General features: G+C 30.7%; 18 protein-coding genes. 15 read left to right on the top strand and 3 right to left on the bottom strand.

Translation table 11 applies throughout. From position 1 onward, the window contains the following. Window positions 1-50: 50 nt before the first annotated feature. From CLV86_RS02960 to CLV86_RS02945, 4 genes are all read left to right on the top strand, one after another. A complete protein-coding gene (locus tag CLV86_RS02960; RefSeq protein WP_121049485.1) occupies window positions 51-3,074 on the top strand; it encodes a tetratricopeptide repeat protein in 3,024 nt (1,007 codons plus the stop codon). Window positions 3,075-3,141: 67 nt separating this feature from the next. Then, window positions 3,142-4,866, top strand: coding sequence for a TonB-dependent receptor (locus CLV86_RS02955; RefSeq protein ID WP_121049482.1), 1,725 nt, complete (start codon window positions 3,142-3,144; stop codon window positions 4,864-4,866). Window positions 4,867-4,969: 103 nt separating this feature from the next. Then, window positions 4,970-6,592, top strand: a complete 1,623-nt coding sequence (locus CLV86_RS02950; protein ID WP_121049479.1) for an amidohydrolase — start codon at window positions 4,970-4,972, stop codon at window positions 6,590-6,592. Window positions 6,593-6,619: 27 nt separating this feature from the next. Further along, window positions 6,620-7,147 carry a DUF2059 domain-containing protein gene (locus CLV86_RS02945; protein WP_076733824.1) on the top strand — a complete coding sequence of 176 codons (528 nt, stop codon included), beginning with the start codon at window positions 6,620-6,622 and terminating at the stop codon, window positions 7,145-7,147. Between the two features lie 2 nt (window positions 7,148-7,149). On the opposite strand, the gene CLV86_RS02940 is transcribed toward CLV86_RS02945, so the two are convergent. Continuing rightward, window positions 7,150-7,857, bottom strand: a complete 708-nt coding sequence (locus CLV86_RS02940; RefSeq protein WP_121049476.1) for a class I SAM-dependent methyltransferase — start codon at window positions 7,855-7,857, stop codon at window positions 7,150-7,152. A 100-nt stretch (window positions 7,858-7,957) separates the two neighbouring features. On the opposite strand from CLV86_RS02940, the gene CLV86_RS02935 reads away from it, so the two are divergent. The 3 genes from CLV86_RS02935 to CLV86_RS02925 all read left to right on the top strand — a co-directional run bounded on the left by CLV86_RS02935 (window position 7,958) and on the right by CLV86_RS02925 (window position 10,481). After that, a complete protein-coding gene (locus CLV86_RS02935) occupies window positions 7,958-8,452 on the top strand; it encodes a YkgJ family cysteine cluster protein (protein ID WP_121049473.1) in 495 nt (164 codons plus the stop codon). Window positions 8,453-8,546: 94 nt separating this feature from the next. Further along, the gene (locus tag CLV86_RS02930; protein WP_121049470.1) at window positions 8,547-9,371 is read left to right on the top strand and encodes a sterol desaturase family protein; all 825 of its coding nucleotides are present in this window, start codon (window positions 8,547-8,549) and stop codon (window positions 9,369-9,371) included. Window positions 9,372-9,644: 273 nt separating this feature from the next. After that, window positions 9,645-10,481, top strand: coding sequence for a hypothetical protein (locus CLV86_RS02925; protein ID WP_121049467.1), 837 nt, complete (start codon window positions 9,645-9,647; stop codon window positions 10,479-10,481). Here CLV86_RS02925 and CLV86_RS02920 read toward each other — a convergent pair. Continuing rightward, window positions 10,478-11,761 carry an exo-beta-N-acetylmuramidase NamZ family protein gene (locus tag CLV86_RS02920; protein ID WP_249037442.1) on the bottom strand — a complete coding sequence of 428 codons (1,284 nt, stop codon included), beginning with the start codon at window positions 11,759-11,761 and terminating at the stop codon, window positions 10,478-10,480. The two genes, CLV86_RS02925 and CLV86_RS02920, sit on opposite strands and share 4 nt — an antisense overlap. 7 nt (window positions 11,762-11,768) lie before the next feature. On the opposite strand from CLV86_RS02920, the gene CLV86_RS02915 reads away from it, so the two are divergent. Next, a complete protein-coding gene (locus CLV86_RS02915) occupies window positions 11,769-13,007 on the top strand; it encodes an ABC transporter permease (protein ID WP_121050225.1) in 1,239 nt (412 codons plus the stop codon). A gap of 174 nt (window positions 13,008-13,181) precedes the next feature. Then, the gene (locus CLV86_RS02910) at window positions 13,182-14,162 is read left to right on the top strand and encodes a PLP-dependent cysteine synthase family protein (protein ID WP_076733818.1); all 981 of its coding nucleotides are present in this window, start codon (window positions 13,182-13,184) and stop codon (window positions 14,160-14,162) included. Window positions 14,163-14,397: 235 nt separating this feature from the next. Here CLV86_RS02910 and CLV86_RS02905 read toward each other — a convergent pair whose 3' ends face one another. Next, window positions 14,398-15,618, bottom strand: a complete 1,221-nt coding sequence (locus CLV86_RS02905; protein ID WP_121049461.1) for an alpha/beta hydrolase-fold protein — start codon at window positions 15,616-15,618, stop codon at window positions 14,398-14,400. 224 nt (window positions 15,619-15,842) lie between these two features. Between CLV86_RS02905 and CLV86_RS02900 the strand changes: the two genes are divergently transcribed. The 6 genes from CLV86_RS02900 (at window position 15,843) to CLV86_RS02875 (ending at window position 22,189) form a co-directional block, all read left to right on the top strand. After that, entirely contained in the window at window positions 15,843-17,117 is a 1,275-nt protein-coding gene (locus CLV86_RS02900) for a DUF2851 family protein (RefSeq protein WP_121049458.1), read from the top strand. Window positions 17,118-17,146: 29 nt separating this feature from the next. Beyond that, window positions 17,147-17,374: a PspC domain-containing protein gene (locus tag CLV86_RS02895; RefSeq protein WP_076733812.1), complete on the top strand. Its 228-nt coding sequence runs from the start codon at window positions 17,147-17,149 to the stop codon at window positions 17,372-17,374. A gap of 3 nt (window positions 17,375-17,377) precedes the next feature. Further along, on the top strand, window positions 17,378-18,403 hold the full coding sequence (locus CLV86_RS02890; RefSeq protein WP_121049455.1) for a potassium channel family protein: 1,026 nt from the start codon (window positions 17,378-17,380) through the stop codon (window positions 18,401-18,403). 91 nt (window positions 18,404-18,494) lie between these two features. Then, window positions 18,495-20,111, top strand: a complete 1,617-nt coding sequence (locus tag CLV86_RS02885) for an alanine/glycine:cation symporter family protein (protein WP_121049452.1) — start codon at window positions 18,495-18,497, stop codon at window positions 20,109-20,111. A gap of 17 nt (window positions 20,112-20,128) precedes the next feature. Next, complete coding sequence (locus CLV86_RS02880; RefSeq protein WP_121049449.1) at window positions 20,129-21,004, top strand: ComEA family DNA-binding protein; 876 nt, start codon at window positions 20,129-20,131, stop codon at window positions 21,002-21,004. 12 nt (window positions 21,005-21,016) lie between these two features. Continuing rightward, window positions 21,017-22,189: an acyl-CoA dehydrogenase family protein gene (locus CLV86_RS02875; RefSeq protein ID WP_121049446.1), complete on the top strand. Its 1,173-nt coding sequence runs from the start codon at window positions 21,017-21,019 to the stop codon at window positions 22,187-22,189. Window positions 22,190-22,218 lie beyond the last annotated feature (29 nt).

Raw genomic sequence — 22,218 nt, 5'->3', positions numbered from 1 at the left:
CATATTAGGATTAATTTATCTTTGATTTTTAAATTTAAAACACCTAGTCGATGACTAAAAAACATATAATTTCTCTCTTTTTTGTATTAAGTCTAGCTTTAACTTCTTTTGCGCAGCAATCTGCAGCTTACACAAATAATTTTGTAGCCTATCAAAAAGCATTAGCTTTATATAACAATCAGCAATATTTAGCATCTCAGGCAGCTTTTAAGCAAATAAAAAAAACAGCAACAGACAGAGCGATAGAGTCGGACTGTGCTTATTACATTGCTAATTGTGCAGTACGTTTAAACCAAAGAAATGCAGATACTTTAATAGAAGAATTTGTAGAGGATTACCCGACAAGTACTAAAAGAAATACAGCTTTTGTAGACGTTGCAGATTACTATTTTGAAAACGGAAAATTTGCGCATTCCGAAAAATGGTATAGTAAAGTAGATGAAAATGCGCTATCGCAAAAAGAACTTGAAAAATTTAACTTTAATAGAGGTTATACAGCTTTTTCTACTAAAAATTTTACAGCTGCAAAAAAGTATTTAAACCGTGTTGAAAATTCTCAAAAATATGGATCTCAAGCCAAATATTATATTGGTTTTATGGCTTATGAAGGCGATGATTATGATAAAGCAAACGAATATTTTACACAAGTTGAAGGAGAGGATAAGTACAAAGAAAAATTAAGCTATTATCAAGCAGATTTAAATTTTAAACTTGGGAAATTTGAAAAGGCAATTGAATTAGCAAAAGCTCAGTTGGAAAGTACTAACGATGTAAACGAAGTATCTGAACTTAATAAGATTATAGGAGAAAGTTATTTTAACCTACAAAAATATACTGAAGCTATTCCGTATTTAAACGAATATAAAGGTAAAAACGGTAAATGGAATAATACCGATTACTATCAATTAGGTTATGCTTATTACAAGCAAAAAGATTACGATAAAGCTATTTCAGAATTTAACAAAATTATAGATGGAAATAATAGTGTAGCTCAAAACGCCTATTACCATTTAGGAGAAAGTTATGTGAATTTAAATAAAAAGCAAGAAGCATTAAATGCTTTTAGAAATGCTTCACAAATGACTTACGATTTAAAAATCCAAGAAGATGCATGGCTTAATTATGCTAAAATTAGTTATCAAATAGGAAACCCATATCAATCTGTGCCACAGGTTTTAACTAGCTATTTAGATAAATATCCTAAAACTAAATATAGAGAAGAACTCGAAGCGCTATTAATAGACTCTTACATTACTTCAAAAAACTACAAAGAAGCTTTAGAGTTATTAAAAGGGAAAAACAGTTTCGAGAACAAGGTTGCTTACCAAAAAGTAGCTTATTATAGAGGAATTGAATTATATAATGAAAGTAATTATAGCGAAGCAGAAAGTATGTTCGATGCTTCTTTAAAAGAACAGCAAGATTCAAAATATACTGCTAAAGCAACATTTTGGAAGGCAGAGGCAGATTATAACTTAACAAATTATGATGATGCTTTAGTTGGTTTTAAACAGTTTCAACAACAAACAAACGCAAGTCAAGCTTCAGAGTTTAAAAACTTAGATTATAATTTAGCCTATACGTATTTTAAACAAAAAGATTATGCGCAAGCTGTGCAGTATTTTAAAAATTTTATAGAAAAAAATAAGGAAGATAAAATTAGGTTAAACGATGCTTACTTACGTTTAGCAGATAGTTATTTTGTTACAAGCTCCTACCAAAACGCTATTGCAATGTATAGCGAAGCTTTAAAAATTAATAAAATTGAAATGGATTATGCTTTTTTTCAAAAAGCAATGAGTTATGGTTTTTTACAAGAAACGGATAAAAAAATATCAGATTTAGAAACTTTTATAACTAAATATCCAACGTCAAAATTACGAGATGATGCTATCTATACATTAGGGAATGAGTATATTAAATCTGGTGACTTGGCTAAAGGAATGGAGATGTATAATCAAATAATTTCAGATTATAGTAATGGAACATTTACATCTAAAGCGTTATTACGCCAAGGTTTAGTTTATTACAATAAAAGTAAGAATGAGCAGGCATTAACTAAGTTAAAACAAGTAGCTGCAAATTATCCTAATTCTCCAGAAGCAAATCAAGCAGTAGCAACAGCACGTTCAATTTATATAGATTTAGGTCTTGTAGACGATTATGCAGCTTGGGTGCAAACTTTAGAATATGTAGAAGTTACAGATGTAGATTTAGATAATGCCACGTACCAATCTGCAGAAAAAAAATATTTAGATGGTAATACAAACGATGCTATTAAATTGTTTAATAATTATTTAAACGATTTTAAAAACGGATTACATTCAAACCAAGCGCATTTTTATTTAGCACAATTATATTTCAAAAAAGATTTAAAAGAGAATGCAAAACCACATTATAAATCAGTTTTAAATGCTTCACAAAGTGAATTTACAGAAGAAGCTTTATTGCGTTTATCACAAATTATTTTAGATCAAAAAAACTGGGAAGAAGCTATACCTGTTTTAAAACGATTAGAGACCGAATCTAATTTTCCTCAAAATAGTTTATTTGCGCAGTCTAATTTAATGCAGGCAAATTACCAATTAAAAAAGTATGATGCTGCTGTCGCTTACGCGGAAAAAGTACTAACTAATACAAACTTAGATAATAAAGTAAAAAGCGATGCATATGTTATTATTGCTCGTTCTGCAATACAAACAAACGATGAGGTTAAAGCAAAAGAAGCTTATTCGGAGGTAGAACTTACAGCAACTGGAGAAACAGCAGCCGAAGCTTTATATTATAACGCTTACTTTAGAAGTAAAGAAGGTAGTTATGAAACATCAAATGCAATAGTACAACGTTTAGCAAAAGATTTTTCTGGCTATAAATTATACGGCTCAAAAGGTTTAATAATTATGGCAAAAAACCAATATGCTTTAGGCGATGCCTTTCAAGCAACTTATATTTTAGAAAGTGTTATTAAAAACTTTACAGAGTTTCCAGATGTAATAGCAGAAGCTCAGGAAGAGTTAAATATAATTAAAACAGAACAGGCTAAAACAAATGCCTCTGTAGAAACTGAGGATTAAAAAAATAGTACAGTTACCATAATTTAACTCCTTTCAAATTTAAATTAAGAAATAAATAAAAGAATATATGTTTAATAAAAAGCAATTCTTATTAATAATAATAGTTTTAGCAACAACATTAACATTTGCACAAGAACGTGAACAAGACACGTTAAATCCAGATGTAATTAATGTAATAAAGCCTTATACGCCAACAATTTCAGATGCTTTTAAAGTAAAAGAAGTGCCAACGTTGGATGATGAAGAAACTTCTACAAAAAAAGAAGTTAAATACAATATATTTTCCTTTCCAGTAGCCTCAACATTTACACCTGCAAAAGGAAAAGCTGCGGTGGTTGATAAAGCAAAAAAGGTAAAATTATTCGATAATTATGCAACATTAGGTGTTGGAACATATACAACTATTTTAGGCGAAGTATATTTAAATCACGAAATAAACAATGGAGAGAATATTAGTGCACACTTGAGTCATCATTCTTCTGCTGGAGGAATAGATGATGTATTAACTAATGATGATTTTTTAGATTCTAAAATAGATTTAAGTTACTCTCAGTTAAATAATGATTTTAATTGGACTGTTGCCGGAGGCTTTGGTATGCAATCTTTTAATTGGTATGGGTTACAACAGCCACTATTTAATCAGGTGACAGCAAATAGTCTAGATGTTGGGCACAATTATACAAACGCTCATATAACAGGAGAAGTAAATATAGAAGATGGTATTTTTAAAGGCGCAAATGTTTTATTTAGACGTTTTGGAGATAACCAAGGATCTGGAGAAAATAGATTTAAACTTAGCGGTACAGCAGATTTATATATTAGCGACGAAATCGTTTCTACAGAAGTAAGTTTAGATTATTTAGGAGGTAATTTTGAAAATAACTACGCTAATACAGCAGAAGTAAATTACAGCAACATTCAAGTAGGTATAGCTCCAACATATCAACTAAAAAGAGATGATTTAACTGTAGATTTAGGTGTAATATTAACCTATTTAAATAATACAGAAGCAAGTAAAAGCAGCTTCTTTATTTATCCAAATATTAGTGCGAGCTATAGGTTGGTAGATGAGTATATAGTAGCTTTTGGAGGTGTAAAAGGAGGTTTAATACAAAATTCATATTATAATTTTGCAGACCAAAATCCATTTGTATCTCCAACATTATTTATAGTCCCAACAGACCAGCAGTATAATGCTTATGCCGGTTTAAAAGGAAAGCTATCAAACACCTTAGGTTATGCTGTTAGTGGTAGTTTTAAATCTGAAAAAAATAAAGCTTTATATACTAATAATCCATTAACTGCAGTACAAGATTATGCATATGGTAATTCTTTTGGAATAACTTACGACGATGTTACAACTTTAGCCTTTACAGGAGAGTTAAGTGCAGACGTTAATAGAAATTTTACATTAGGAATTAAAGGAGAGTACTTTGTTTACAATACTAAAAATGAAGCCGAAGCTTGGAACTTACCAGACATAAAAGCATCTTTATTTATGGATTACCAAATAAATGAGCATTGGTTTACAGGCGCAAGTATGTTTTTTGTAGGAGAACGAAAAGATGTTTTTTCAGATTTAAGAACAACAGTTATTTCAAACGAGCCAACAATGCTTAGTTTAGATAGTTATTTCGATGCAAATGCGCATGTAGGCTACCATGTAAACGATCGTATTTCAGTATTTGTAAAAGGAAATAACCTTATTGGAGAAAACTATACAAAATGGCAAAATACTCCAGTTCAAGGTATTCAGTTTTTAGCAGGAGGGACATATAAGTTTGATTTTTAATAAATAGCTACTATTAGAGATAAAAGAATAATCTCTTAAACCAATATTTAGTGATCTTGTAATAAAACTTTTATGCCTATATTTAGCATCCAAAAATATAGAGATGAAAAACCTTATAATAGCTATTACTTTACTTGCAATATTAAGTTGTAGCCAAGATAAAACAGAAGCAGATTCTATTGTTGTAAACGCTAATGTATATACAGTAGATTCAAATTTTAATAAAGCGGAAGCATTTGCTATTTCTAATGGCAAATTTGTAGCAGTAGGTAGTGCTTCAGAAATTAAAGAAAATTACACTTCAGATAATATTATTGATGCCAACGGCAAAACAATTGTACCAGGATTTATAGATGCACATTGTCATTTTTATGGGTTAGGCTTAAACCTGCAAACTGTAAATTTAGTAGGCACAAATAGTTTTGATGAGGTCATGAAACGAATTATTGACTTTCAAAATAAAAAAAATGCAACATTTATTATAGGTAGAGGTTGGGACCAAAACGATTGGGAAGATAAAACTTATCCTAACAAAACACTTTTAGATAAACTATATCCTAACACTCCTGTTGCAATAACAAGAATAGATGGTCACGCCATGCTTTGTAACCAAGCGGCATTAGATTTAGCAGGAATTACAACAAAAACAAATGTTAGTGGTGGAGAAATAAAAGTAGAAAATGGAAATCTTACAGGAATACTTATAGATAATCCTATGGAGTTAGTAGAAGCTATTTTTCCAAAACCCACTAAAAAAGAACAAGTAAACGCGTTATTAGATGCTCAAAAAATTTGTACAAATTTAGGCTTAACTACTGTAAGTGATGCCGGATTAGATAAACAAGTTATTGAGTTAATAGATAGTTTACAACGTGTAGAAGCGTTGCAAATGCGTGTTTATGCCATGATAAGTAATAAAAAAGAAAATCTTGACTATTACTTAAATAAAGGAAAAATTAAAACCGAAAGACTAAATGTGCAATCTGTAAAAGTTTATGCAGATGGCGCTTTAGGTTCTCGAGGTGCAGCTTTAAAAGAAGCTTATAGTGATGCTCATAATCATTTTGGTGCTATGGTAATTGGTGCAGATGCATATAAAACACTAGCCGATAAAATAGATGAAGCAGGTTACCAAATGAACACACATGCTATTGGAGATTCGGCAAACAGTTTTGTGTTAAAAACCTACGAGAAAACACTAGCAAATCAAAAAAATAGGCGTTGGAGAGTGGAGCATGCGCAAGTAATAACAGATAATGATTTTAATTATTTTACAAACCAAAATATAATACCTTCTATACAGCCTACACATGCGACTAGCGATATGTATTGGGCAAAAGACAGAGTAGGAGAAGAACGCATTAAAGGCGCTTATGCATACAAAACCTTATTAAATAAAAGTGGTAAAGTAGCTTTAGGAACAGATTTTCCTGTAGAACAAGTGAGCCCGTTTTTAACATTTTATGCCGCAGTTGCTAGAAAAGATTTAAAAGGATATCCAGAGAGTGGATTTCAAAAAGAAAATGCTTTGTCAAGAGAAGAAACTTTAAAAGGAATGACTATTTGGGCTGCTTATTCTAATTTTGAAGAAGAAGAAAAAGGAAGTATAGAAACAGGAAAGTATGCCGATTTTATAATATTAAATCAAGATATTATGGAAATTGCAGAAGAAAAGATACCTTTAACAAAAGTGCAACAAACCTTTATTAACGGTGTGGCACAATAATTGTTTTTAGAAAATAAAATATAAATTATGAAAAAAATATATACAGTATTATTGTTTTTTATATGTGCTTCAGCAAGTTTTGCTCAAGTCGATGCATATAGCGAAGATGTAAAGAAGTGTGTTAAAAGTAACGGTACAATGTCTTATTACGAAGATGTAATGGAGCAAATGTACGATATGCTTAAAGTACAATTTACAGATGAAAATGTACCAGAAGCTGTTTGGGCAGAAATTAAAAAAGGCAAACAAGACGCAATGGACGAGCTAGCTCAAATGATTGTGTCTGCATATAGAGGTCATTTTACACACGAAGATGTTAAAAACATGAATAATTTATATGCTTCTAAGGCAGGAAAAAATATGTTTAAAAAAGATGCACTTACAGAAGGTGATAAAGTTGTTTTAAACGAATTCTATAAAAGTGATACTGGGCAGAAAATTTTAGGATCTCAAGATTCTATGAACGAGTCTATGAGCAAAATTTCCGAGATGTGGAGTAGCGGTGTGTATCGTGGCGTTATAGCACAATTATCAGAAAAAGGCTATAATCTGTAGCCTTATTCTGCTACATATAGCTTTGCCAGATAATCAAAATGATCGCCTTCGGCAATTAGTTCACATTTTAAGCCAACCGTAGCACAAGCAATATTTAAAGTGCTAAAATCAAGATATAGCCATTTCATTGGCTCTTCTCTTTCGCCTTTATAACTTAAAAAGTAATCTAATTCTCCGTAATATCCAGAATTAAGATCTTGCCAAAAACCACCATCTTCATCTTCATACATATATTTTATGTCGCTAGAATCTATTAAAATTTGACCTTTTTCATTTAATAAACTCTTTAAATGATTTAGATATATTGGTAAATTTAAAATTGTTTGAAATATTCCAGTACCATTCATTAATAACAAAATAGTATCAAAATTTTGTTTCTCTTCTAAAAGTGGCAATAGTTTAGTGTTTAAAACACCTCTTTTTTTACAAACCTCTATAGCGCCTTTAGATATATCTATAGCTTTAACTTTAAAGCCTTTTTCTTGTAGCCATAAACTGTGGCTACCGGCACCACAACCAACATCTAAAACCTCTCCTTTAGCTAGTTTTAATGCTTTTTTTTCAAGTTTTGGCATTTCGGTATAGCTTCTAAATAAGTAATCTAGAGGTAAAATATCTTCGTCTGATATGTTCGTGGAAGTAATAATATCTTCGGTACTATTTTTATTGTAAAAATCTAATATAGCTTTACCAAATATGTCCTTTTTCATTTAATTGTATTGTTAGACTTTAGTTGTATTAATCTATTTACATAAATATTACTTTAGTCATAGTTTCTTTGTAAAAACGAAAACATTATTTTTGTTTTCTATGAAAGAACTTTTAAATAATCTTCCAAAGCTTGCCAAAGATAAGCATAAGGAGAATAAAACTTTTTTTACGAAGCTAAAAAAAAAGCCACCTAAACAATTAGATTATATTATGCAGGAATTGCATGATGAAGAATTTAAAAAAACCGATTGTTTAACCTGTGCTAATTGTTGTAAAACTACTGGTCCATTGTTTACAGATAAAGATGTTGAGAGAATTTCAAAGCATTTTAAAATGAAAGCACAAAAGTTTATAGAACAATTTTTAAGAGTAGACGAAGATAACGACTATGTTTTACAAAGTGTGCCATGCATTTTTTTAGGTGCAGATAATTACTGTTCTATTTACAATGTAAGACCAAAAGCTTGTAGCGAATTTCCGCATACCAATAGAAAGAAGTTTCAACAAATATCTAATTTAACAATTAAAAATGTTGCTATTTGTCCTGCCGCTTTTAATATTGTTGAGAAAATGAAAGAAAAAATAAAAGTTTAAAGCTACTATTATTGGCTTGATTATAAGCTTATAGCTAAGTTTTTCTTTTTAAAAATTGAAATAAATTATTTGTTTATCTTTAAAATAAAATTTTTTGGAAACTATAATATCTTATTTCGAAACGATACCATCTCTTCATAGAAGTATTATTCTTATTGGTGGAATTACATTATTCTGGGTTTTAGAAGGCATTTTGCCATTATTTAATTTTAGTTATAAAAAATGGAAACATGCTTGGCCAAATCTGTTTTTTACATTTACAACAATTATAGTAAATTTTGCTCTGGCATTTTTACTATTAAAAACAGCAGATTGGGTAACTATTAACAATTTTGGAATTATTAATTGGTTACCAGAAATGCCGTTGTGGTTATATGTAATATTAGGATTATTATTACTGGATTTTATTGGTGCTTATTTAGCACATTTTACAGAGCATAAAATAAGTGTATTGTGGATGGTACATTTAGTACACCATAGCGATCACGAAGTAGATACAACCACAGCAAACAGGCATCATCCTTTAGAAAGCATAATACGTTTTATATTTACGCTGGCAGGAGTTTTTGTTATAGGAGCTCCAATAGGTATTGTTATGTTATATCAATCTATGTCTTTAATTTTTACACAATTTACCCATGCAAATATTAAAATGCCTAAGCAATTAGATAAAGTGTTAAGTTATGTTGTAGTTTCTCCAGATATGCATAAAATACATCATCATTTTAAATTACCTTATACCGATTCTAACTACGGCAATATATTTTCTATCTGGGATCGTATTTTTGGAACCTACATGTATTTAGACAGAGAGAAAATAGTATATGGAGTAGATACTTTTCCTAATGCCGAAGAAAATGCAAGTTTAAAGCATCTTTTAAAACAACCTTTCCATAAATATAGAAAACCTACTCATTAGGTTGCATTTTTTTTAATGTTTTACTAATTAAAACATATATTCTTTAGTTTTTTAACAAAACTTATGTTTTATACTAATAGATTATACCAAAAAATTTATTAAGTGATTGATTATCAGATAAAATTGTATTTTGCCGACTATATTGGGCTTTTCGGCTAAATTACCCTAAATTATATATGAAACACATATGTATAAGTAGTATTTGCTTTACTTTTGTGTACCTGATACTAATTGATTTTTAGCAAAATTTAATAATTAGTAAAAATTTCAGTCATGAAAACCCAAAAAATCCTAAATTTACTTGTATTCGCTTTATTATTAGGCATGTCTTCCTACGGACAGCAAGCACCATTAACAAATATTCAAAAAAATATTAATGAACGTGCTTCAGGTTTAGAACAAACTTTAAACTTTACATTAGATACATTATCACTTAAAAGTGATAAAAATATATTACGTGTTTCTTTTTTAAGTCATGATGAAAAAGATACAGTATTTATAGATGTTGATGCACCAGAAGTTAAAATTCCACTATACCACTTTAAAAAAGGACGTTATACTATTGTTGTTTATAGAGAAGATGTTTTAATTACAGTAGGAGCAAATAGATTAGTAGACATACCTAAGCCCAAAAATGCTATAGAAGACTTAGAGGAGAGTATTTTAAGATCGAGTTTAAGTGAAGAAGAGCAAATAGCTAGGAATATGAAACCACTTAAAAAGGAGCCTAAAGTTGTCGAGCAAGTGGATACTCGTGTAGCAGAAGCTAAACCAAAAGAAACTAAAAAAGTAGAAAAGCCTAAGGCGCAAGTAAGCACTCGTAAACAAAGAGAGCCAAAAGTTGTTTCTAATGTAAATAAGAAAAATATATTTGAAATTGCAGCAGAAAGAGAAGAAGCCAAAAAAGCTGCAAGACTTAAAAATGAAAACAGTAGAGACGTTGCAGAGGTTGAAAAACCAACACCACCAGCAAGGCAAACTACCGAAATAGAAATTAAAAAAGTAACCTACAACCTTTCAGACGTGCAAGGAAAAAATGTAGAAAAACAAACTCGTGCAGATTATAGAAAAAATAATTTACGTCCTAACGGAACCAGATACGAGAATTAATTATAAAGTAAATATTTACTTCTAATATTTTTAAATTTATCTAAGCCATCTTTCCAGGTGGCTTTTATATTTTCTATACTTTCTCCAGCTTCAATTTGGTTTTGTAATTGTTTTGTTCCTGCAAGTTTTGTAAAGAATCCGTTAGTTAAAAAGAATTTACTTTTATCGCTTGTAGCATTATAAGCATTTATTAAATAACTTAAATCTAAGCTATTTAATTTAGGAGAGTTAGTTAAGTTAACACCATAACATACTTTGTTTTCATGTTTTGGGTACTTAGATCCAAAATTAGGTTGAGGTGTAAAACTAAAATCCGTTTTAGGTAAAAAAGGAGCGCCATAAATTTGGAACTGTAATTCTGTACCACGACCAACGCTTATGTTTGTACCTTCAAAAAAGCAAAGACTTGGATATAAGTTTATAGCAATATCATTAGGTAAATTAGGAGACGGTTTAATAGGTAAACTATATGTAAGTTTATGGTTGTAGTTTTTCATTGTAATAACAGTAAGCTCACATTTTATATTGTTATTTAGCCAATTTTCACCATTAATCATTTGCGCATATTCGCCAATCGTCATACCATGAATTACAGGAATAGGATGCATACCAATAAAGCTTTTATGTTCTTTTTCTAGAATAGGACCATCAATATAATGTCCATTTGGGTTTGGTCTGTCTAAAATTATTACAGGAATATTAGCTTCGGCACAAGCCTCCATAACATAATGTAATGACGAAATGTAAGTGTAAAAACGAGCTCCTACATCTTGAATATCAAAAACCACAACATCTAAACCTTTTAACTGTTCTGGCGAAGGCTTTTTATTACTACCATAAAGAGATACTATAGGTAAACCGGTTTTAGTGTCAAAACCATCTTTAACCACTTCACCGGCATCAGCTTGACCTCTAAAACCATGTTCTGGAGCAAACACCTTTTTTATATTAACATTAAGAGAAAGTAAAGAGTCTACAAGATGAGTGTTCTTTTTATTTTTAAAAGTAGAAGCAGTATGTTCTTTAAACACAACACTTGTTTGGTTTGCTACAATGCCTATATTTTTATTTTTTAATAAATTTAAATAAGCCTCAGTTTGGTTTGCGCCAACAATAATAGGTTTAAGGCTTTCTAGATTATCTTTTTCGCTTAGAGTGCTTTCATTTTTTACATCTAGCTTTTCGCTAATTGTTTCAAATTTATTAGTCTTTCCGCAAGAAATTCCTAAAAAAAGAAATAATAAAACAGTATTTTTACACCACATTAATTGTACACTCATAACTTTTTTGAATTTAGAATATTTTATAGCTAAACGCATTATAGACAGTAAAGCGTATAAAAGTAGTATATCGGCACCAATAATAAAAATTGGTATCGTGGCAATTGCATTGGGAATTATAGTAATGATGATTGCTATAGCCACCGGAATTGGTCTTCAGCAAAAAATAAGAGACAAAGTAGTAGCTTTTAATGGGCATGCAACAATTGCTAAATACGATACAAATAACTCTCAGGAAAGCGAAAATCCTATATCAATAAACCAAGATTTTTATCCAAATTTCAATAGTGTAGAAGGAGTAAAACATATACAAGGAGTTGCAACAAGACACGCTGTTTTTAGACTAGAAGATACTTTTGAGAGTGTTGTAGTAAAAGGAGTTGGTGCAGATTACGATTGGCAATATTTAAAAGAATATTTAGTAGAAGGTGAGTTGCCAGATTTTTCTAATAAAAGAAACGAAAATCTTTTAATATCTCAATACTTTGCAAACAGGCTAAACTTAAAAATAGGAGATACCGTAAATGCCTATTTTTTAAGAAAAGACCTTAACAAAGCGCCTAGAATCCTTCCTTATAAAATTGTAGGTATTTATAATTCTGGTTTTAAAGAATTCGATCAGCAATTTGCCATTGGAGACATAAAACACATTCAACGTTTAAATAAATGGGAGCCAGACCAAATAGGAAATTTTGAAGTTTTTATAGATAATTTCAATGCTCTAGACGAAAAAACAAAAGCTATTTTTCAAGAAACACCATCTACTTTAAACGTGGTATCTGTAAAGCAAAAATTTAGTTTAGTATTCGAGTGGATTGGAATATTCGATAAAAATATAGCAGGCATCATTGGTATCATGATTCTTGTAGCAGGTATTAACATGATAACTGCATTACTTGTACTAATTATGGAACGAACACAAATGATTGGTATCCTTAAAGCCATGGGAAGCAGTAGTAATAGTATTAGAAAAATATTTGTTTACAATGCAACCTATCTTATAATTATAGGCCTTTTTTGGGGTAACCTAATAGGATTAAGTTTACTATATGCGCAAAAATATTTTGGTATATTAAAGTTTCCAAACCCAGAACAGTATTACATGACAATTATTCCAGTATATATAAGCTTAGATTACATATTGCTATTAAATCTAGGCACATTTATACTCTGCTTAGCAATGCTGTTAATACCATCTTACATTATAACCAAAATATCTCCGGTAAAAGCTATCCGTTTCGAATAAAATAATTTGGGCGTTACCTAAAGGTCGCGTTTTCCGCAGTCGCTCTCTGCGAGGAGCTCCAACAATGCTCCAACCGCTAACGCGTTCCACTATATAAAATCTCTTTTATTTAATAAAGTATAGTTCTCTTAAGTTTAGGCTTTTTATTACTTTTGCACCAATAAAAAAAATTACATGCAATACGCAAAAAACATTCTAGAAACTATAGGTAATACACCATTAGTAAAAATAAATAAGTTAACAGCAGACCTACCTTGCTTAGTACTTTCAAAATACGAAACCTTTAACCCAGGAAACTCTGTTAAAGACCGTATGGCATTACAAATGATTGAAGATGCAGAAGCAGACGGCCGTTTAAAACCAGGCGGAACCATTATAGAAGGAACTTCTGGAAACACAGGAATGGGCTTGGCATTAGCAGCCATTGTAAAAGGTTACAAATGCATCTTTGTAATTAGCGATAAACAATCTAAAGAAAAAATGGATATTCTTCGTGCTGTAGGCGCAGAGGTTGTAGTTTGCCCGACAGATGTTGAGCCAGAAGATCCAAGATCATACTATTCAGTATCAAAAAGATTAGGTGAAGAAACACCAAACTCATGGTACGTAAACCAGTACGATAATCCAAGTAATACCAAGGCACATTACCAAAGCACAGGACCAGAAATCTGGAAACAAACCGAAGGTAAAATTACACACTTTGTTGTTGGAGTAGGAACAGGTGGAACCATTTCTGGAGTTGGTAAATATTTAAAGGAGCAAAATCCAGACATTAAAATTTGGGGAATAGATACTTATGGTTCTGTATTTAAAAAATACCATGAAACAGGAATTTTTGACGAAAAAGAAATTTATCCATACGTTACAGAAGGTATTGGAGAAGATATTTTGCCAGAAAATGTAAATTTCGATGTTATTGATGGTTTTACAAAAGTAACCGATAAAGATGCGGCAGTTTACACGCAGCTTTTAGCAAAAGAAGAAGGTATGTTTTTAGGCAACTCTGCAGGAGCAGCCATAAAAGGTTTACTACAGTTAAAAGAGCACTTTACTAAAGACGATGTAGTTGTAGTATTATTTCACGATCATGGTTCTCGTTATGTAGGTAAAATGTTTAACGACGACTGGATGCGTAAAATGGGATATATAGAGTAACAAATTCCTGCGAATGCAGGAATCTCAAAATAGAAAAGCAAAAAGCACAGTTTATAAACTGTGCTTTTTTTATGAATTTTATAAAAGGTTCGTTTAACGTGTTTGTATATGGTTTGTTGCGTGGTTAAGCACGTAATTTAGTAAATAAAAACCGAATAGAAAATCCGCGAGGATTTTCGTAAGTAGGCTAGAACTAGCAATAAATTATATACGGTGTTAGAGGCAGTTTTTATTACTATTCTAATTCCTTTAGTTTAGCTTGAGCTTCTTGATTTCCGTCTATTCCAAGTGCTTTTTTATAGTATTTAATTGCTTCTGATTTGTTTTTTTGAGATAAAAAGTAATTCCCCAAAGCAACAAAACTTTTTGATTCATTAGGATAGAAATCAGCATTCAGTTCTAAATATGCTAAAGCTTTTTTGGGAAGATTATGTCCATCCAACATAAAGAACCCAACTTGATTTAGTAATTCCCAATCAGGTTTTACTTCACGTTTCATTCGAATGCTCAATTTTTTATAGTGCGTTTTAAAGGGTTCTGTTAATTCTTTGGCTGAATATTCTTTTGGTGTGTTAAAACGCCACATTTCTGGGAATGGAAACCAAGAGAAAATAGACCGCAATCCATTATATTGGGCTGGAACAACAATGCTTCCGTGGTCTTCATTCTCAAAGTATTCCCATTTAAAATTAATCTCTTTATTATTTTTCACTAATAGGTCGTGAAACTTTAAATTGGCTCTAATCTGTTCAGTAGGAACTGTTTTGTCTTTTCTAACTTTAACCGTGTCCATTGCTTTGCCAATACTATTAGCCACAGCTATATATAATGATTTTTCTTTACGATTTCCTTTGTTTAGTAGTTCTTGAGTTTCTTTAACCAGATTTTCTTTGTCCCACCAAAGACTTGGGTCAATTGCCAAATAATTATCAAAAGAATTTTCGTGATGTAAGAATGAATAAAGTACAAACAGACCTCCTGTAGAATGACCAATAATGGTATTGTTGTTTTCGGTTGGGTATTTGTTGTTTATATATGGTTTTAATTCTTCGTCTATAAACTTTATAAAATTACTGGCACCTCCAGAAGTTTCCGATTCGTGTCCGCGTTGAAAAGGAACATTAGTATGCGTAAAATCTCTTGTTCTATCTGTATTGGTAATACCAACTATTATAGATTGAGGAATTTTGAAAGGTGTTAGTTGTTTTTGCATTCCAGCAATAACATAAAATTGTTGAGATGCGTCCAATACATAAATAACTGGATATTTTTTAGTGCTATTAAAGTCCTCAGGTGTATGTATCCAAATTTCTCTTTGTTCTTTTAATATTTTAGAATATAAACTATCAACTTTCCCAACTACTATTTGCTTTTCGCTATTTTGATTAAATTGTGCTATTCCTTTGAAACATAGGAACAAGGTAATTATGGTTATTACAATTTTAGACTTTCTCATTTGTTTGGTAAGGTTTTAGTTTGTAATTATTTCTTTTGGCTAATTGACAACATCAAAAATAATTTCATACTTGTCTTTTTTACCTATCGTGCTTTTTTTAAATTGCCTCTAATATTTCGTTGATATAAAAACGTTTCAATGTTTTATATCATACGTTAAACGAAGTTAGCAGAAAAAAATAACAAAGTCAACATTGTAATGCGCGAAAATGCGTACATTTAAAAATGCAAGAAGACTTCTTACATTATCTCTGGAAACATAAAAAAATAATTTCCACAAACTTAAAAACAACTAAGGGAGAGTTAATTACCATAGTTGCAGTAGGCAAGCATAACCATAATACAGGTCCGGATTTTTTTAATGCTCAAATTTTAATAGATAATCAATTATGGGCAGGAAACCTGGAAATACACATAAAATCTAGCGACTGGTATTTGCACAATCATGAAATAGATAGTAATTACGACAATGTAATATTGCATGTGGTGTGGGAGCATGATACCGAGATTTTTAGAAAAAACAATACCGAAATTCCTACACTAGAATTAAAAAATTACGTAACAAAAACAGCGTTAAATAACTATCAAAAATTATTTAGTAATACGCAAAAATGGATAAATTGCGAAAACGATTTTGCATCTATTCCAGAATTTACATTTAATAATTGGTTAGAACGTTTATATTTTGAGCGTTTAGAACGCAAAGCAGGTAATATAGAATCTGTATTAAAACTTAGTACTAATAATTGGGAAGTTGTTTTGTTTAAATTGTTAGCTAAAAATTTTGGATTAAAAGTTAATGGAGATTCCTTTTTTAGTATTGCTAATAGTTTTGATTTTTCAATAGTTAGAAAACAACAATCTAATTTATTAAGTTTGGAAGCTCTGTTTTTTGGTCAAGCTGGATTGTTACAAATAGATTGCCAAGAGCCATACTATTTAGAATTAGAAAAAGAATATAATTTTTTAAAACAAAAATTTAATTTAAGTGCCCAAAATGTAACTGCGTTGCAATTTTTTAGATTAAGACCGCCAAACTTTCCAACAATTAGATTGTCTCAACTAGCTAACATCTATTTTATACATCAAAATGTATTTTCAAAATTATTAGAAATTAAAACTTTAGAAGACTTTTATACTTTTTTTCAAATAGAAACATCTGTGTTTTGGGAAACACATTATACATTTGGTAAGGCATCTAAAGCCTCAAAAAAGAAGTTAACAAAGGCATTTATAGATTTGTTATTAATAAATACTATAATACCAGTTAAATTTAGTTACGCTAAACAATTAGGTAAAAATATAGACGAAGAAATTATAAAATTACTTCAGCAAATTAATTCAGAAAAAAACAGTGTAATAAATAAGTTTAATAGTTTAAAAAATGTTTCAAAATCTGCGTTACAATCTCAGGCATTAATTCAATTAAAAACCGAATACTGCGATAAAAATAGATGCTTAAAATGCGCAGTAGGAAATTCACTTTTAAATAAAATTTAAATCAAATAAAAGATTTATTACCTTGCAGTATGCAAATAGCAAGAAATACATTATTGTTTTTTCAAAAACACGGTTATCATGTTTGCCAAAGAATTGCAGATAGATTAGGTATTCGTGCAAAAATTGTACGCACTTCTTTTATGTATTTAACTTTTGTAACATTAGGTTTTGGTTTTGCACTGTATTTATTTATGGCTTTTTGGATGCGTATAAAAGATATTGTTTATACCAAAAGAACTTCAGTTTTCGATTTATAATAAATGAAAAACTTTTTAACAAATATTTTTAAAACTAAAATATATTTAGCATTAGCGCTATTAGTTTTTGTTTTATTAGTAGGCGTTTTAGGTTTTAAAATTATTTCAGAATACTCATGGGTAGATGCTGTATACATGACGGTTATTACTATAACAACTGTTGGTTTTGGCGAGGTGCAGCCATTAGATGATAACGCCAAAATTTTTACCGTATTTTTAATATTATCTAGCGTTGTTATTGTAGGTTACGCACTTTCTATTATTACAGAATACATATTGAGTAGCAATAATTTAGAGGATTTAAAAAAGAAAAAAATGCAAAAGAAAATTGACGAGTTACAAAACCATACCATAATATGTGGTTATGGCCGCAACGGAAGACAAGCTGCTAAAAAATTACTGTCTTATAATAAACCTTTTGTTGTAATAGAAAAAAACAAAGAAATTATAGAAAGTAATCAAGACGATAAAGTGCCAATGGTTTTTGGTAATGCTAATGAAGACGATGTGTTAATTCAAGCAGGTTTAGACCGCGCAAGTACATTAATTACAGCATTGCCAAGTGATGCAGATAATTTATTTGTAGTACTTTCTGCTAGACAGTTAAATAAGAAAGCTTGTATTATAAGTAGGGCGTCCCAAGAAACATCATACCAAAAATTAAAATTAGCAGGAGCAAATAATGTTATTTTACCAGATATTATTGGTGGTGACCATATGGCTTCATTAGTTGTTGTTCCAGATTTAATAGAATTTATAGATAATTTAGCTGTTGGTGGAAATGAAGATGTTAATATAGAAGAAATCGATGTAGATAAGCTTTACAATACATCTAGTAAAGTACAAACAATTAAAGATTTAGATTTACGAAATAAAACAGGTTGTACAGTAATAGGTTATAAAGGCAGTGATGGAGAGTATATTGTTAATCCAGAAGCCGAGATTAAATTAGTACCACATTCTAAGGTAATTGTTTTAGGTCGTCCAGAGCAAATTCAAAAAATGAATTCTATTTACGAATTAGATTAAAGCAGCTTTTTAACAACTTCCATTTTAAATATTCAGCATTTTTTTGCATATTGCTACATTAAATTTAACATTAAACTAACAAAAACTAATTATGAAGAAGTATCTTCTCTCAATTTTTACATTAATATTACCATTGCTAACTTTTGCGCAAGATAGCACAGCAGATCAAATCGATTCTATATTTAAGAAATACACAGGTTGGTTTGTTGAAGGCATCTTTTCGGAAATTCCATTTACCGACACCATAAAAATTCCTTGGGTATTATTAGTATTAATTGGAGGCGCATTATTTTTTACTATATATTTTAAATTTATAAACTTTACTGGATTTAGAACCGCAATAAAAGTAGTTCAAGGTAAATATGAAGATATCGAAAAACATGGTGTAGATTCTCTTTATGGAGATCAAACACCAGGAGGAGATGTTATTGAAACTATGAAAAAAGAAGGTGCAGATGGTGAGGTTTCTCACTTTCAGGCACTAACAGCAGCATTATCTGCAACCGTAGGTTTAGGTAATATAGCAGGTGTTGCAGTAGCACTATCAATTGGTGGGCCAGGAGCAACATTCTGGATGATTATTGCAGGATTATTAGGTATGGCATCTAAATTTGCAGAATGTACATTAGGTGTAAAATATAGAGATGTTGGTGAAGACGGAACGGTTTACGGTGGACCAATGTATTATTTAACAAAAGGTTTAAAAGAAAAAGGAGCAGGTGGAATAGGTAAGGTTTTAGCAGTCCTTTTTGCAATATTTGTAGTTGGTGGTTCTTTTGGTGGAGGAAACATGTTTCAAGCCAATCAAGCAGCAGCGCAGTTTACAAAATTATTTAACTTAACAGGAGAAAATGCAGGAATGTATTTTGGTATTGTTATGGCTGTTTTAGTAGCCGTTGTAATTATTGGTGGTATTAAGCGTATTGCTTCGGTTACAGAAAAAGTAGTACCGTTTATGGCGGGAATATATGTGTTAGCTGCTTTAATAATATTATTTGCTAACTTTACTTTAATAGATGATGCTTTTGTAGCAATATTTAATGGAGCATTTACGCCTTTAGCAGGTTTAGGTGGTATTATTGGTGTAATGATTCAAGGTGTGCGTCGTGGAGCTTTTTCTAACGAAGCAGGTGTTGGTTCTGCAGCAATTGCACACTCTGCAGTACGTACAAAATATCCAGCGAGTGAAGGTATAGTTGCATTGTTAGAGCCATTTGTAGATACTGTAGTAATTTGTACAATGACAGCTTTAGTTATTGTAATTACTAACTTCGATGGTGGTTTTATGGAATATGGAGTAGAAATAAAAGAAGGTGTAGAAATTACTGCAACTGCTTTCGATAGCGTTATACCTCACTTCTCAATTGTATTAACTATTGCAGTTATATTATTTGCATTTAGTACTATGATTTCTTGGTCATACTACGGTATGCAAGGTTGGGTTTTCTTATTCGGAAAAGGAAAAATTACAGATTTAGTTTATAAAGTATTATTTTTATTCTTTGTAATTGTAGGAGCTTCAATTAGTTTAGGAGCTGTAATAGATTTCTCTGATGCCATGATTTTTGCTATGGTAGTTCCAAATATTATTGGTGTAATTATGTTGTCTCCAATAATTAAAAAAGAGCTTACAAAATATATGAATGCTATTAATAAAAAAGAAGAGGCATTAGAAGACGGAGCAACAGATTTAGTTGATGAAATGTAAAATCTTAAAAATATAAAATGAATATTAAATCCCATTTCAAGTTTTCAAAACAACAACGAAATGGGATTTTTTTATTGTTGGTTTTAATTATTGTGCTACAATGTGTATATGCTTTTGTAGAATTTCCTTTAAAAGATGTTACGATTAATTCTAAAGAGTTAGAGGGATTTCAAGCAGAAATAGATTCTTTAAAATTAGTGGAAATTGAAAATAGAAAACCAAAAATATATCCATTCAATCCAAATTTTATTACAGATTATAAAGGCTATGCTTTAGGAATGTCTAACGAAGAAATAGATAGGCTGCTAAAGTTTAGAGCCAAAAATCAATGGATAAATTCTGCAAAACAATTTCAACAAGTAACAGAAGTTTCAGACTCTGTTTTTAATAGAATATCACCATACTTTAAATTTCCAGATTGGGTAACAAATCCTAAGCCCAAAAAACAATATGCTAAGTCTTTCAATACAAATAAACCAAAAACTGAAGCTCAAAAAATAGACTTAAATAAAGCAACAGTTGCTCAACTTCAAAGTGTTTATGGTATAGGAGAATATTATGCAAACAGTATTGTAAAATACCGTACTAAACAAAATGGATTTATTTCTATGGTAGAATTAGGTGAGGTTTATGGTTTAAAACCAGAAACAATAGAAGAAATTAAAAAGTCTTTTACACTAAAAACACCAAGAGAAATAAACAAAATAAACATCAATACAGCTACAAAGGCGCAATTAGTAACTGTTAGATATATAGATTACGAAATTGCGCATAATATTATAGAGTACAGAACACTACACGAAGGTATAAAGTCTCTTGACGATTTAATAAAAGTTAAAGACTTTCCGGTGAAAAAAATAGAGATAATTAAGTTATATTTACAACTTAATTAGAATATAATAAAAATGGATAACAGATACTTCACCGAAGAGCATAATTTATTTAGAGAAAGTTTGGCAGATTTCCTTAAAAAGGAAGTCGTTCCGCACATAGAAAAATGGGAAAAAATTGGACATATAGAGCGTTTTATTTGGGAGAAATTTGGTGAAATGGGCTTCTTTGGTATTGCATATCCAGAGACTTATGGAGGTATGGATTTAGATTTGTTTTATACCGTTATATTTTTAGAAGAATTACAAAAAATAAATTCTGGCGGATTTGCTGCTGCAATGTGGGCGCATGCTTACTTGGCTATGACTCATGTAAATGCAGAGGGTAGTGAAGAAATAAAACAAAAATACCTAACAAAAAGTATTACAGGAGAATACATTGGTGCTATGGCAGTAACAGAACCTTTTGGAGGTAGTGATGTTGCAGGAATGCGAACAACAGCTGTAAAAAAAGGAGATACATACGTGCTAAATGGCTCTAAAACATTTATTACAAATGGAGTATATAGCGACTATATAGTAGTAGCGGCCAAAACAAGTCCGGAACTTGGTAATAAAGGAATAAGTATGTTTATTGTAGATAGAGATACAAAAGGAGTAAGCGCTACTAAGCTAGATAAATTAGGATGGAGAGCAAGTGATACAGGTGAAATAGCATTCGATAATGTTACCATTCCAGCAAGCCACTTAATGGGTGAAGAAGGAAAAGGTTTTCCATATATAATGCAGCATTTTGCATTCGAGCGTTTAATTATGGGAATCAATGCGCACGCAAGAGCAGAATTTGCTTTAGAATATGCTGTAAAATACATGGGAGAACGCCAAGCTTTTGGTAAATCTATAGATAAGTTTCAAGCATTACGCCATACTATGGCAGATTGTTATGCAGATATGGAAGTGTGTAAAGAATTTAATTATACAGTAGCAGCTAGATTAGATAAAAACGAATACGTTGTAAAAGAAGCAACCATATCAAAACTGCGTTCAACAAAAATGGCAGACGAAGTTATATACCAATGCTTACAAATGTTAGGAGGCTATGGTTATATAGAAGAGTATCCAATGGCACGCTTATTGCGAGATAGTAGACTAGGACCTATTGGTGGAGGAACTAGTGAAATTCTTCGTGAGATTATCGCTAAAATGGTAATTGATAAAAAGGAATATAAACCGGCGGTAAAACACTAATTTCTGCATTTGCAGAAATCTTATAATAA

The organism is Lacinutrix venerupis (assembly GCF_003663945.1).
Lineage (GTDB): Bacteria > Bacteroidota > Bacteroidia > Flavobacteriales > Flavobacteriaceae > Lacinutrix > Lacinutrix venerupis.
This window is presented reverse-complemented; position numbering and strand designations above follow the sequence as displayed.